The sequence below is a fragment of the Pseudomonas fluorescens genome (assembly GCF_902498065.1).
In the GTDB taxonomy this organism is placed as follows: domain Bacteria; phylum Pseudomonadota; class Gammaproteobacteria; order Pseudomonadales; family Pseudomonadaceae; genus Aquipseudomonas; species Aquipseudomonas fluorescens_BJ.
The window spans coordinates 1,861,336-1,875,675 of record NZ_CABVIR010000001.1; the positions used below are offsets into that span (position 1 = coordinate 1,861,336).

General features: G+C 61.4%; 10 protein-coding genes. 3 read left to right on the forward strand and 7 right to left on the reverse strand.

Translation table 11 applies throughout. The annotated features are described in order from the left end of the window. Positions 1-15: 15 nt before the first annotated feature. The 3 genes from F8N43_RS08765 to F8N43_RS08775 form a co-directional block, all read right to left on the reverse strand. Positions 16-1,665, reverse strand: coding sequence for a DUF1302 domain-containing protein (locus F8N43_RS08765; RefSeq protein WP_150653622.1), 1,650 nt, complete (start codon positions 1,663-1,665; stop codon positions 16-18). Positions 1,666-1,766: 101 nt separating this feature from the next. Continuing rightward, the gene (locus F8N43_RS08770; protein ID WP_150653623.1) at positions 1,767-2,534 is read right to left on the reverse strand and encodes a coniferyl-alcohol dehydrogenase; all 768 of its coding nucleotides are present in this window, start codon (positions 2,532-2,534) and stop codon (positions 1,767-1,769) included. A 67-nt stretch (positions 2,535-2,601) separates the two neighbouring features. Further along, a complete protein-coding gene (locus tag F8N43_RS08775; protein WP_150639492.1) occupies positions 2,602-4,077 on the reverse strand; it encodes a benzaldehyde dehydrogenase in 1,476 nt (491 codons plus the stop codon). A gap of 292 nt (positions 4,078-4,369) precedes the next feature. On the opposite strand from F8N43_RS08775, the gene F8N43_RS08780 reads away from it, so the two are divergent. The 3 genes from F8N43_RS08780 to F8N43_RS08790 all read left to right on the forward strand — a co-directional run bounded on the left by F8N43_RS08780 (position 4,370) and on the right by F8N43_RS08790 (position 8,504). Further along, a complete protein-coding gene (locus tag F8N43_RS08780; protein ID WP_150653624.1) occupies positions 4,370-6,154 on the forward strand; it encodes a sigma-54-dependent Fis family transcriptional regulator in 1,785 nt (594 codons plus the stop codon). Positions 6,155-6,395: 241 nt separating this feature from the next. Further along, entirely contained in the window at positions 6,396-7,454 is a 1,059-nt protein-coding gene (locus F8N43_RS08785) for an aromatic ring-hydroxylating oxygenase subunit alpha (protein WP_150632601.1), read from the forward strand. A 99-nt stretch (positions 7,455-7,553) separates the two neighbouring features. Continuing rightward, complete coding sequence (locus tag F8N43_RS08790) at positions 7,554-8,504, forward strand: PDR/VanB family oxidoreductase (protein ID WP_150632602.1); 951 nt, start codon at positions 7,554-7,556, stop codon at positions 8,502-8,504. A 12-nt stretch (positions 8,505-8,516) separates the two neighbouring features. Here the strand turns inward: F8N43_RS08790 and F8N43_RS08795 are convergent, their stop codons facing one another. The 4 genes from F8N43_RS08795 to F8N43_RS08810 all read right to left on the reverse strand — a co-directional run bounded on the left by F8N43_RS08795 (position 8,517) and on the right by F8N43_RS08810 (position 14,298). After that, positions 8,517-9,230 (reverse strand): GntR family transcriptional regulator, encoded by a 714-nt coding sequence (locus F8N43_RS08795; protein WP_150632603.1) that lies wholly within the window; start codon positions 9,228-9,230, stop codon positions 8,517-8,519. Positions 9,231-9,336: 106 nt separating this feature from the next. Continuing rightward, entirely contained in the window at positions 9,337-11,094 is a 1,758-nt protein-coding gene (locus F8N43_RS08800; RefSeq protein ID WP_150632604.1) for an acyl-CoA dehydrogenase, read from the reverse strand. Between the two features lie 82 nt (positions 11,095-11,176). After that, complete coding sequence (locus F8N43_RS08805; protein WP_150653625.1) at positions 11,177-12,418, reverse strand: thiolase family protein; 1,242 nt, start codon at positions 12,416-12,418, stop codon at positions 11,177-11,179. Then, positions 12,415-14,298: a feruloyl-CoA synthase gene (locus F8N43_RS08810; protein ID WP_224787803.1), complete on the reverse strand. Its 1,884-nt coding sequence runs from the start codon at positions 14,296-14,298 to the stop codon at positions 12,415-12,417. The genes F8N43_RS08805 and F8N43_RS08810 overlap by 4 nt, the downstream gene beginning before the upstream one ends. Positions 14,299-14,340: the final 42 nt, after the last annotated feature.

Consider the following 14,340-nt stretch of genomic DNA (forward strand, 5'->3'; position numbering starts at 1 on the left):
GGCGAATCCACCTTATTAGAATGAGGTTTTCACGTAGAGCGAGACGAAGTCGCGGTCGGCCAGCGACTGCCCGTAGCTGAAATTCCCGTCCTCGCGCAGCCCGGCTTTCGGCGCACCGAAGAAGTTCACGTAGTTGAGGCCAACATCCCAGCGCTGTAGATAAGTGGCCTTGAGCCCGACACTCCAGTCGCCGGAATGGGTATTGCCGAAGCCCGATTTGTTAACGGCCGAAGAGCTCCCATCGAGCACCACGCCCATGCCGATCGGCACGGTCAGGTCGATCCCGTCGACAATCTGGAAGTACGCCGGCTCCACCAACACGCGCAATGCCGTCGCATCGCGGGTCGTGTTGGAATCCAGCGCCGCGGCGTTCTCGGTGACGCTCAGGGTTCGGTTCCAGGCCAGTTCGGCCAGTGCCGAGCCGCCGTCCCAGAAAGCCGTCGGTGATAACAGGTAAATCGCCGACAGGTTGGCGTGCGCGGTTTTGCCCCGAGCAAACAGCGAGTTGTCGCCGCCATCTGCATCCGTGCCCGGTGTCACCACTTGCAGATTACTCACCAGCGGCGCATTCCAGCGCACAGAGGTTTCACCGGCGAAGTTGAACGGGCCATAGGCAGTGGAAAAGCTGACGCCGGCAGTCTTGATATCTTCGGCGTAGACCTGACGATAAGAACTCAGGATCGGCAACCCGGTGGCCGCCGCCGCGGCGCCGTCAAGGTAGGCGTACAGCCCAATCGGGGTTTTGTCGTGATACTGCGCGGCGTAAAAACCCAGTTCCAGTTCGGTCCCGGTCGGTTTGAAACGAATCTGCATACCGCCCTGCCCCGAGTTCTTCGGTTTCAGATCGCCGCCATTCACGGTGTCGTTGCCAAACACCTCGCGCAGCGAACCGCTGCCGTAGCCGATGGCATCGGCATCGCTCAGGTAGCTGCCGGCACCGGGCAGATTGGAACGCTCCCACTCGAACTGGTAGTAGGCGCCCACCGACAACTGCGGATTGATCTGCAACTGCCCGGAGATCTGATTGACCGGACGCAGGATCTCCTTGAACTGGGTCCCCGGCACGCTAAGCAACTTGACCACGTCGGTCGGGCCCTGGGCATTGGCAATCCCGTTGCCGCCGTAGAACAGGCTTTCACCGTAGATCAGGCTGTGCCGCCCCAGACGCACCACGCCCTGGGAGTCTTCACCGAGGTCACCGCGCAGGAACACAAAGGCGTCGAGGATTTCGCCGTCGCGGCCATGGAGCTTACGGGTCTCACTGAGGAAATGCGTTTGCTCGCTGCTGTCGGTGTCCTTGTTGTAGATATCGTCGTACCAGGCCGCGCCACTCACACGCAGCCCGTAGTTTTGCCGACTGAGGTCCATTTCGGAAAACAGGTCCAGACGGTTGGAGACCAGACCGCTACTGAAATTTTTATCGCCCTGGCTCTGGATCGAGGGATACAGGCCGTTGGCGGTCGGCGCGTTGACCAAACGGCTGTCCTGACCCTGTAGACGCCAGGCCTGGCTGTATTTGATGGTGTTGTCCCAACGCAGTTTCCAGTCGGAATCACCGAGGTCCATTTGCATGGCCTCGACCCTTCCGACCATCACACCTGTGCTGCATAACGCCAGAACCAGGGCGCAATGCTTGAAACGAAAGCAACGTTTAACGTTGTCCATGGACGCTCCTCATTATTTTTATTTTTTGCATGGCTTTGCACGCATGGCGCCAGCCAACACGCTCGGGTAGCGGCTTGCGCCGCTGTCTACGGGTGTCCGTTTCAGATGTAGGTGGAGGCCAACCCGCCATCGACTGCCAGGTTGACGCCGTTGATCCAGCGCGACTCGTCGGCACACAGGAAAGCGATCACCGCCGCCACCTCATCGGCATAACCGGGGCGTTTCATGCGATGGGCATCAGCCTGGGTCCGGGCCTCACCGAGCATGCTTACGAAGTCGCCGAGGATCGGCGTGAAAACCGGGCCTGGCGCCACGCTGTTCATGCGCACCGAATGCTCGAGAAACCAGGGCTGGGCCTGCACGTAGTTCCAGACGATCAAGGCTTCCTTGAAATACTGGTAGCAGGTCTCGTCCGGTACCGGGTGTTCGGCCAGCCAGGTTTGCGCGGCGGCAAAATCTTCGATGCTCGCCAGCGCCTTGTGCAGGTCCAGGCGCTGCGGCCATTCGGCACCGAGGATCGAGGCGATATTGACGATGCTGCCGCCAGCCGTGATGCGCGGCAGTAGCGCGCTGCTCAGGTGGCGCAACCCCAGGTAATTGACCTGCGCCAGCAGTTGCGGATTCGCGGTGCCCGGGACCCCGGCGATATTGCACAGGCTATCGATCCGTGCCGGTAACTGCGGCAACAGCCGGTCGATGCTCTCGGCACTGCTCAGATCGCCCTGGACAAAGCCGTCCAGGGTCATGTGCGGGGCCTTCAGATCCACGCCAATCACTTGGGCACCGTGGCCGCGCAGCAGGCTTGCAGTGGCGGCGCCGATACCCGAGGAGACCCCGGTCACCAGTACAATCTTGTTGTCGAGTTTCATGTTGTGTCCTCTTATTGTTTTTGTGTATTCACCCGGTTGGCCAACCACTCGCTTAGGCCGGCTCCCGTCAGAATGGGTAGCGCGGCGCGGTGTCCTTGACCGTCACCCATTGCCATTGGGTGTATTCGTCCCAGTCGGCCGGGCCACCAACGCTGCCGGCATTTCCCGAACTGCCACGCCCACCGAATGGATTGACGCATTCGTCGGCCACCGTCTGATCGTTGATGTGCAGAAGACCGCAATTGAGTTGCTCACCCATCGCCATGGCACGCCCGACCGAAGGCGAGATGATCGCCGCGGACAAGCCATACTCGGTGCGATTGGCCAACTCGATGGCCTCCTCGTCACTGGCAAAACTCACCACCGTGGCCACCGGACCGAAGATCTCCTCGTCGAACGCACGCATGCCCGGGCGCACGCCTGAAAGAACCGTAGGTTGATAGAAGAGCTGTTCAAACTCGCCGCCGGCTTCCAGTGTTGCCCCGGCACTTAAACTGTCCGTGACGATTTCATGCACACGTTGCAACTGTCGTTTGCTGATCAAAGGCCCCAGTACCGCCTCGCCGCGAGCGGCATTGCCGACCGTGATCGTCCGTGCTTTCTCTGCCAGTCTGCGGACCAGCTCTTCAGCGATCGACTCATGGGCCAGGATACGTCCGGTGGCCATGCAGATTTGCCCCTGGTGCAGCCAGGCACCCCAAGCGGCATTGCTGGCCGCCAGGTCGAGATCGGCGTCTTCGAGCACGATCAGCGAGTTCTTGCCGCCCAACTCCAGGGCCACTTTCTTCAGATGACGCCCAGCCACCTCCGCGACCTTGCGTCCCGCCGCGGTAGAGCCGGTGAACGCGATCATCCGCACATGCGGGTCGCGGCACAGCGCCTCACCGGCCACCGCTGCACCCGGCAAAACCTGCAGCAAACCTTTGGGCAGACCGGCTGCCTCGAACAACCGGGCAATGATGAAGCCACCACTGACCGGGGTCTGCGGATCAGGCTTGAGCACCACAGCGTTGCCGGCCGCTAGTGCGGGCGCCACCGAGCGCAGGGACAGCACCAGAGGAAAGTTGAACGGAGAAATCACCCCGACCACGCCATGGGGCAACCGGCGTGCATAGGACAAGCGCCCCGCCTCGCTCGGAAGAACCAGGCCATGGGGTTGCGACAGCAGACCGGCCGCCTGATGCAGCAAGACGATCGCCTCACGGACCTCATGTTCACCCTTGAACAGACTGCCGCCGCTTTCCCGAGCGATGTACAACGCCAGCTCGGCAAAGTGTTGCTGGGCCAGTGCTGCGGCTTTGCGAAAGATCTCCGCCCGCTCGCGCGGCCCCAATGCCGCCCAGGCCGGCTGGACACGGGCAGCGTTGAGACTGGCAAACGCGATGTCCGCCGCATCGGCCAGGCCGGTGACAGTCAGCACCTCGCCGGTGGCTGGCTCGCGTACGCTATTGGTTCCGCCTAACGGGCGTATCCAGTCGCCATTGAAAACGCGTTCACGCCACACCTCGTCCCGCAGAAAATCAGAGGGTTCACTTACCGACATTTCGGCCTCCCGGCTCTTGTGTTTGTCATCGCCCGACGACGCCTTGCTGAAGCGGTGAAGTCGTCTGCGTCGTGAAAGCACTAGAGCAAGGGCTGTGCCGATTTCCTGCGTGCCACCCTTATTTAGATGGCGAAGGCTCTGGCCTGTGGGCTCAAGATGAGCACTCAAAGATCAGGCGAGGGTCTCGACACTCCGCCAGCACCGGGCCACTTGTTCAAATGATAAAGTTATGTTTAATAACTATTTTTGAAGTTGCTCATTTAGATCAGTCATTGCGCTCAGGGGCATAACAATGAATAACCCCCACTTGCTGTTTCCCGGTCTCGCGATGCGGGAGGAGCATTTCTCGCCCCGCGGGGACAGTACCCAGCTAGCCGAGGGCAACTCACCGACCGTGGCCGAGTTGACCGAATGCCTGTTCTTTTCCCCTGTCGACGGACGCATCTGGCTCAACGATCAGCGCATGCTGCTGTTGCACAGTTCATCCTTCGGCGCACTTCGGCGCGAGATCATCGACCGCCAGGGTCTGGAACAGACCCGGGGTCTGTTTACCCGCACCGGCTACCTGTCAGGCGCACGCGATGCACGGCTGATCCGCGAGCGTTGGCCGGACGCCGATGCCGCGGCGATTTTCTCCGCCGGCACTCGCCTGCACACCCTCGAGGGCATGACCAAGGTCGAACCCCTGCACTTCAAGTTCGACGCCGACTCCGGCTTCTACGAAGGTGAGTTCCTCTGGCATCACTCCTGCGAGGCCGACGAACATATCGCCGCTTACGGGATCGGCCAGGACCCGGTGTGCTGGACCGAACTGGGCTATGCCATCGGTTATGTCAGCGGGCTGTTCGGCCGCCTGGTGATCTTCCGTGAAACCGAATGCCGGGGCATGGGCCACGAGACCTGCCGAGTGGTCGGCAAGACCGCCGAACAATGGGGCGATGTCGAACAAGACCTGAGTTATCTCACCGCCTCGCCATCAAGCGTCGCTCCCAGGCAGCATCCAGCACCAGCACCCGCCCCCGATGACGACAGTGAAATGCCTGGCGGGCCAAAACCTATCGGAGCCAGCGCCGCCTTCAATGCCGCCACCCTCGCGTTGCAGCGCGTGGCGCCGACCCCCGCTACGGTACTGTTCAGCGGTGAGTCCGGGGTCGGCAAGGAGCTATTTGCCCGCCAGCTGCATCAGTACAGCCCGCGCCATCAAGCGCCCTTCGTGGCCCTCAACTGTGCCGCGATCCCGGACAATCTGATCGAGGCGGAGCTGTTCGGCGTCGAGCGCGGCGCCTACACCGGTGCCACCCATTCGCGCCCCGGGCGCTTCGAACGGGCTCATGGCGGCACCCTGTTTCTCGATGAAATCGCCAGCCTCAGCCTGCCCGGTCAGGGCAAGCTGCTGCGGGCATTGCAGGAGCGCGAGATCGAACGAATCGGTGGTGGTCAGCCAATCAAGGTCGATGTACGGGTGGTGGCGGCAACCAACGTTGACCTGCGCAAAGCGGTAGCGGCTGGAGACTTTCGTGAGGACCTGTTCTACCGCTTGAACGTCTTCCCCATCACCCTGCCGCCACTGCGTGAACGACGCGACGATATCCCGTTACTGGTCAACGCGTTCCTGCGGCGCTTCTGCCAGGACTACGCGCGCAAACCCGCCGGGCTGACCATGCGCGCGCTCAAAGCATTGCTACGCTACGACTTCCCCGGCAACGTGCGGGAACTGCAGAACCTGGTAGAGCGCGGTCTGATCGCCAGCGAGGATGGTCAAGCCATCGATCTGGTCCACCTGTTTCGCAACGAGCCAATACCACAGGAGCTGTACTCTCTGGACGACAAGGGTAGCCTCGCGGCCATCGACCAGAGCCCCGCCAGCGCACAGCCTCGCCCGGCCTTGCTGGAAACCTTGACCCGGCTGGAGCAAGGATTCTCCATTGAAGGACTGGAGTCGCGCTTGATCGACGAAGCGTTGCAACAGAGCGAAGGCAATCTGGCTGCGGCCGCACGACTGCTGGGATTGAGTCGTGCGCAGTTCGCCTATCGGCTGAAGAAGTACCAACAGGCGTCGGCAGAGCGGGCATCCTGAAGCGCAAAGCCATTCACGTTTATCACCCCCAAAAAAACCGCCACTGGCGGTTTTTTTGTACATAAATATTTTTCAATGGATCCATTACGCATGTCTAAAACATACTCGACTTGAGTAAGGCATACCTCCTTATGCCTAATTATAAGCATAAACGGCAGCAGGACACGGTTGACTTGCGACATCCGCTTATCGCCTAATGGATCCATCAAAACAAAAACAAGCGCTGACCTGGAGAATATTCATGTACCCAAAAAACACGTGGTACGTCGCCTGCACCCCCGATGAAATTGCACAAGGCCCCCTCGGGCGGCAGATCTGCGGCGAAAAAATCGTTTTCTATCGCAGCCAGGAAAACCAGGTTGCAGCAGTTGAGGACTTTTGCCCGCACCGCGGCGCGCCGCTCTCATTGGGCTATGTCGAAAACGGCAACCTCGTGTGCGGCTATCACGGTCTGGTCATGGGTTGCGACGGCAAAACTGTCGAAATGCCAGGGCAACGGGTACGCGGCTTCCCTTGCAACAAGACTTTCGCGGTGGTCGAACGTTACGGTTTTATCTGGGTCTGGCCTGGTGAACAGGACAAGGCCGACCCGACACTGATCCACCACCTGGAGTGGGCCGTAAGCGATCAATGGGCATACGGCGGCGGTCTGTTCCACATCGGCTGCGACTATCGCCTGATGATCGACAACCTCATGGATCTGACGCACGAAACCTACGTACATGCGTCCAGCATCGGCCAGAAAGAAATCGATGAGGCCGCCCCGACCACGACGGTCGAGGGCGACGAAGTGGTCACCGCACGCCACATGGAAAACATCATGGCGCCGCCGTTCTGGCGCATGGCCTTGCGCGGCAATAATCTGGCCGACGATGTGCCAGTGGACCGCTGGCAAATCTGCCGCTTCTCGCCACCCAGTCACGTACTGATCGAAGTGGGTGTCGCCCATGCCGGCAATGGCGGCTACCACGCCGCCCCCGAGTTCAAGGCATCCAGCATCGTGGTTGACTTCATCACCCCGGAAACCGAGACCTCCATCTGGTACTTCTGGGGCATGGCGCGCAACTTCAATCCTCAGGATGAAGCACTCACCGCGACCATTCGCGAGGGTCAGGGGAAGATTTTCAGCGAAGACCTGGAGATGCTCGAACGCCAGCAGCAAAACCTGCTGGACCACCCCCAACGCAATGTGCTGAAGCTCAATATCGATGCGGGCGGCGTGCAGTCGCGCCGTGTCCTGGAACGCATCATCGCCAGCGAGCGAGCCCCCGAACCGCAATTGATCGCCACCGCTCAATAGGCTGGCCAGGGCACGCCATGTCGTGCCCGTCCCTTGCGCAGCACACGTTCAAAATAACCAGAAGTGACCACTGCGGTGGCAACGCTCCGAGGATGAAGCATGATCGATGTAGTGGTGGTATCGCGCAAAAACGAAGCTCAGGACATCTGCAGCTATGAATTGGCCTGCGTCAATGACAACGCACTGCCCGGTTTCAGTGCCGGCGCGCACATTGACGTGCACCTGCCCGGCGGACTCATCCGTCAATACTCCCTGTGCAATCACCCCGAAGAGCGCCACCGTTACCTGATCGGTGTGCTCAAGGATCCAGACTCGCGCGGCGGCTCGCAATGCCTGCACGAACAGATCAACACTGGAGATCGCCTGCGCATCAGCGAGCCACGCAATCTGTTCCCGCTGGCACACCAGGCCAGGCGCAGCCTGTTGTTTGCCGGCGGCATCGGTATCACACCGATTCTGTGCATGGCTGAACGTCTTGCACACAGCGACGCGGACTTCGAGATGCATTACTGCGCACGCTCAAGCGAGCGTGCAGCCTTTGTCGAACGAATCAGGAACTCGTCTTTCGCCGACCGGGTATTTCTGCATTTCGATGAACAACCCGAAACAGCGCTGAACGCCGCCAGGGTATTGGCCCAGCCAGGAGAAAACGTTCATCTGTATGTTTGCGGGCCGGGCGGTTTTATGCAGCACGTGCTGGACAGCGCCAAGGCTCAAGGCTGGCAGGAAGACTCGCTGCACCGCGAATACTTTGCCGCCACGCCAGCCGATACCAGCAACGACGGGAGCTTTTCGGTCAAGGTTGGCAGCACCGGCCAGGTCTTCGAAATCCCGGCCGACAAGACCGTGGTTCAAGTACTGGAAAGCCATGGCATCGATATCGCCATGTCCTGCGAACAAGGCATTTGCGGCACGTGCCTGACCAGGGTACTGGAGGGCGTGCCGGATCACCGCGACCTGTTCCTCACCGAAAATGAGCAGGCACTTAATGATCAGTTCACTCCGTGCTGCTCGCGTTCGAAATCACCGCTGCTGGTGCTGGACCTCTGAAAAGGCCGAGCCTCACTCAGAGCGGTGAATGACCTTCATCCGCTCATTGGCTGTCGCAGAACCAAATATCTCGGCATAGCGCAGGGTAGCGTTGGCGTGTTCGCGCATGATCGCTTCGGCGCGGGCACCCTGGCGATTGATCAAGGCATCGAAGACGGAATGATGTTGCATGTGGGCGAAGTTGAAACGCCGATACTCGCGGACCATGTCGTTACGATCCACCGCCAACGCGGTCACCGAAGCAAACGGCAGGTGGTCATTGCGCGCCAGCGCATCGGCGATGGCCGGGTTGTGGCTGCCGTCGACGATCACCTGATGGAAACGCATGTTGAGGTCATGGTAGACCTCCAGATCGTCTTCTGTGACATAGCCCTTGTCGAACAACTCGTCACCTTGCAGCAGGCATAGTTCCAGGATCGCGCGCCCCTCCGCCGAAAGCCCGCGCTCGGCGGTCTGACGCGCCGCCAGGCCTTCGAGCACTCCGCGCACCTCGACGGCACCAGCGATGTCATCGGCACTGACCGAGCGCACCTGAAACCCTCGACCGCCAAAACGCACCAGCAACCCTTCCTGTTCGAGGGTTCGAAACGCCATACGCACCGGCATCCGGGACACCCCGAACAGCTCTGCCGTGGGGATTTCCATCAGTCGTTCGCCAGCAACCAGCTCGCCCGAGGCGATCATCTTGCGCAGCGCTACCAGCACCAACTGACCGGGCTTACTCATCCAGGCAACTTCCAGAAAACGTGGGCGGCCATAGTAACGCAAGCCTTGCACAAGCTGGAGATCAACTCGCACAGCGGGCACTACCGGCATTGGCACATACCCAAACTCACTCCAGAAACGCTAGCGGCGCCCTGGCTGCACGAATGGCAGCGATCCGGTAATCGGCCTCCGGCAGCAAATACGCAAAAAAGAAGCTCGCGGTTTCCAGTTTGCTGGCGCGCAGTGGATCACTGTCGACCAGTAACCGAGAGACACGCGCCGCCCGGGCCCAGGCAAAAGCCAACAGGGCCACACCACACAGGCGCAGAAAATCTCCGGCGGCGCGATAGGGGTACTCACCCTCCTCGGCTGCCCGGTCACGAACTTCTGCTTGCACGCCCTCGAGCTTGTCGCAGAGCAGCGCCAGCTCAGCGCAAAAGCTGGCGCAACCAGCTGTCTCGCCGGCTTCCCGGACTTCTTCGCGCATCACCGCCAGCAACTGGCCGAAGGCGCGGCCTTCATCGCCCAATACTTTGCGCAATAGCAGGTCATTGGCCTGAATCTCGTTACTGCCCTCGTAAATCATTGCGATCCGGCTGTCGCGCAGGGTCTGCTCAATGGCGAACTCGGCGACGTAGCCATAACCGCCGAACACCTGCAAGGCATTGCTGGCCAGACGAAAACCCTGCTCGGTGAAGAAAGCCTTGATCACCGGCGTCAACAGCTCCGCCAGTTGCAAGGCTCGCTGTCGAGTCGCCAGGTCTGGGTCATGCTCGGCCTGATCGAGCAAGTGCGCCGCCCAATAACCGACGGCGCGCATGCCCTCGGCGTAGGCCCGTAATTCAAGCAAAGCGCGACGCATCGCCGGGTGATAGTGGATGGGGTCGGCCGCCTCGGCGCCAATGCCGGCCGGTCGATTGGGTGCACGCATTTGCTTGCGCTCCAACGCGTAGGCGTGGGCATTCTGCCAAGCGGCTTCGGCGTGTCCCAGGCCCTGCAGGCCGACATGCAGTCGCGCCGAATTCATCATCACGAACATCGCCGCCAAACCACGATTGGCTTCGCCAATCAGCCAGCCTTGAGCACCGTCGAACGTCAGCGAGCAGGTGGCGCTGCCCTTGATGCCCATCTTGTGTTCGATACCGTCGCAGCGCACGGAATTGCCTTGAGCGTCATCCAGGCGTTTGGGCACCAGAAACAGCGAAATGCCCCGACTGCCTGCCGGCGCCCCGGGCAATCGAGCCAGCACCAGATGCAGGATGTCTTCGGTCAGGTCGTGTTCGCCTCCGGAAATGAAGATCTTGTTGCCACTCAGGCGATAGCTGCCGTCACTCAGCGGCTCGGCGCGGCAGCGCAGCAGGCCGATGTCGCTGCCAGCCTGAGGCTCGGTCAGGCACATCGTAGGCAGTGCTTCACCACTGACGATCTGCGGCAGATAACGGTCTTTGATCCACTGCGGTGCATGGGCCTTGAGGCACAGATAGGCGCCATGGGCGATGCCGGTGTACATGGCCCAGCCGTGGTTGCTGGCATAAAGCATTTCCTGCAGTGCAGCATCGAGCAGTTGCGGCAACCCCTGACCGCCGAACGCTTCATCACAGGCCAGCGCCGGCCAACCGCCTTCGGCGAATGCCCGGTAAGCCTCGACAAAACCGTCCGGGGTACTGACCCGGCCCTCTTCGAAACGGCAACCCTGGCGATCACCGTTGCTGTTGAGCGGCGCCAGAATACCTGTACTGAAACGTCCGGCTTCTTCCAGAACCTGAATCGCCAGTGGTAAGTCCAGGGCTTCGAAGGCGGACATTTGACCCCATGCACGGGGTGCCTGCAGCCAGTGTTCGAAAATGAATTGCATGTCGCGCAGCGGCGCTTGGTAGTGCCACATGGAAAGCCTCATAGCGTCGAAAGTTGCAAGGGTCTGTGGCCGGTCAATATTCGCCCGGCGCTGTTCAAAGCGGTGATAGGGCTCAGACGCGGTACTGGGGGTTCTCGATCAGCACGGCCATGCCCTGTCCGCCACCGACACAGGCAGCGGCGATTCCGTAGCGCAGATTCTGCTCGCGCAACTGCCGGGCCAGGGTCATCACCAGACGCAGGCCGGTGGCGGCTAACGGATGACCAAGGGCAATTGAGCCGCCACGGCGGTTGAGCTTGTTGGTGTCCAGCTCCAGCGCCTGGGCCACTGCCAGCACCTGCGCCCCCTGTGCCTCGTTGATTTCAAACAGGGCGATATCATCCAGGACCAACCCGCTGCGTTGCAGCAGCAGCTGGATTGCCGGAGCCGGGCCGATCCCCATGAACTCCGGCGCCACGCCGACCACCGCCGTCGCCAGCAGGTTTGCCAGTGCCGGTCGCGTACCCGCCGATGCGCGACCGACCAGCACCGCCGCCGCACCGTCCACCACCGCACAGCTGTTACCAGCGGTTTGCACGCCCCCCGCATGAATCGCCCGCAACGTCGCCAATGCGAGTAAATCAGTGGGCCGAATGTGGCTGTCGAGGGTGACTGCGTCTACCCGACGCGGCAGCGTAATGCCCCGAGGCTGATAGCCGTCCAGCTCGAATGACTCGTTGCGCACTGCGACGATTTCATCGGCGAACCAGTCAGAAGCCTGCGCTTGCAACGCTTGCTCGTGGCTATTGAGGGCATAGGTATCCACCGTTTCGCGACTCAGGCCATGACGCCGGGCAAGGTTTTCCGCCGTGGCGATCATGTCCAGTCCCGGTGCCGGGTCGTACAGCGCCTCCCAGAGGAAATCCTTGAAATCCACCGACGCACCGAGACGAAATCCGTCCCGATGGGTGTAGGCAGCAATCGGGTTGCGCGACATGGATTCGGCGCCCACGCACAGCGCCAGTTCCACGCCGTCGCGAAGTTGCTCACCGGCCTGGCGCAGCAGCTCGAAACCGGTGGCGCAGATGCGCTGCACCGCCAGCGCCGGCACCTGTTGCGGCACACCGCTGTAAAGACCGATGTGGCGTGGCAGCAAGTAGGCGTCGAAGCTGGCCTGGGCCATGGAGCCCGCCAGCACACTGTCGACCGCTCGCGGATCGAACCCGGCACGGGCCAGCACTTCACGACCGACCTTGATGCCCAGATCGATGGGCGACACCTGAGCCAGCGCACCGCCAACGTCAATCCAGGGCGTGCGCACGGCCCCGAGAATCGCCACATCGGTGAAGGCCGAATACTGCCCTGCGTAGTTCACGACCGTGGACCGGCGCGCAGGATCGATAGGTCTTCGCCGCGATACAGCGCTTCGACCTTGGCTGCACGCCACTGCAAGACCGCCCGCTGGTTGATCGAGCCCTTGTCAGTGATTTCACCGCGATCGATAGACGCGGCCTCGTCGAGCACCGCGATCCACTCCAGGCGACTGGCGTTGCCGCTGGCTTCGCGATTGAGGCGCTGCAGCCAGTCGGCGAACCACGCCCGAACCGGCGCGCTGGCCAGAACTTCGGCATCGCTGGCAGCCTTGGTCAACCCCGAGAGCCGACGGCACTCGTACAGGCGGGGAAAAACCAGTGCGCCCAGGCACTCGCGATCCGGCGCCGTGACAACGAGGTCCTGCACATAGGGCGAGCCCTCCAGTACCGCTCGATTGCGCAGCGGGCCGACACTGACGAACACCCCGGAGGACAACTTGAAGTCTTCGGCGAGACGACCATCGAACATCAGGCCGAGTTGCGGATCGCTCGGGTCGGCCAATTTGATGGCATCACCGGAACAGTAGAAGCCCTCATCGTCGAAGACTTCGGCAGTCTGCTGCGGTGCGCGCCAGTAGCCGGGCATGATGTGCGGCCCACGGAAACGTCCTTCCAGCTTGCCATCCACCGGCACCAGCAGGACCTCGCAACCCGGCGCCGGCAGGCCGATGTAACCGGCCATGGACAGCGGCCCGGTGGTGAAGGTGCAAGAGGGAGACGCTTCGGTCATGCCGAGCCCGGCCATCATGCGGATGCGTTCGCCACAGTGTTGCTCTGCGACCCGGTCGAGCCGATCCCAGACACTCTGCGAGAGACCGGCTGCGGCGAAAAAGAACAGCTTCATTTGGGCAAAAAAACGTTCACGCAACTCGCCATCGTTTTCCAGCGCCGAGACCAGTTCCTCCCAGCCCTTGGGAACAGTCAGGTAAGCGGTCGGCGAAACTTCCTTCAGATTGCGCAGGGTTTCAGCGAAGCCCTGAGCCGTGGGCTTCCCGTCATCCAGGTAAAAGGTGCCACCGTTGTAAAGCACGATGCCAACGTTGTGACTGCCGCCGAACGTATGGTTCCACGGTAGCCAGTCCACCAGTACCGGCGGCTCCTCGCCAAACACTGGAAAGGTCTGCAACAGCATTTGCTGGTTGGCGCAGAGCATGCGTTGGGTGGTGATGACCGCCTTGGGCAATTTGGTCGAACCCGAGGTGAACAGGAATTTGGCGATGCTGTCCGGGCCCGTGGCGTTGAAAGCGACATCGGCCTCTGCACCGCCAGGGCGTTCGAGCAGGCTGGCGAAAGTCACCTGGCGACGCCCTGGCACTTGTCCGAGCACAGCAACCAATGGAGTCTCGGCGGGCAACACCACATCGATCGCCCGCTGGTAGGCGGCCGCGTCGCTGACAAATATCAGCCCCGGCCGCAGCAGATCGCAGACATGCCGCAGCTTGGCGAAATCCTGAGACAGTAACGAATAGGCCGGAGAAACCGGGCAATAAGGAATCCCCGCATACATCGCGCCCAAGGCGATCTGCAAATGTTCGATGTCGTTGCCCGAGAGGATCGCCAGCGGTCGCTCGGCCGAAAGCCCGTAGCCGAGCAGGCTCTGGGCGATGGCACGAACGCTGTCGAGCATCTGGGCATAACTGACCCGGCGCCAATCGCCGCCTTGTTCGCGGGCGGCGATAAAGGTCTGCTGCGGGCGCACCTGTGCCCAATGCACCAATCGGTCGAGCAGGCGCATGGGCAGTGGCGCCAGCGGTTCCAGCGAGCGCATGTGCAAGTTGCCGTGACGTTCACTGACCTCCACTGCGGAATGGCCGATGGACACGTGGCGGTAACGCGTTTGAGCAACGCCGGATTGGGGCTGCGGTCTGAATTCGGAACTCACGTCGTTATCCTCCATCAAGGCATGCCAGCACCGACCAGCCCT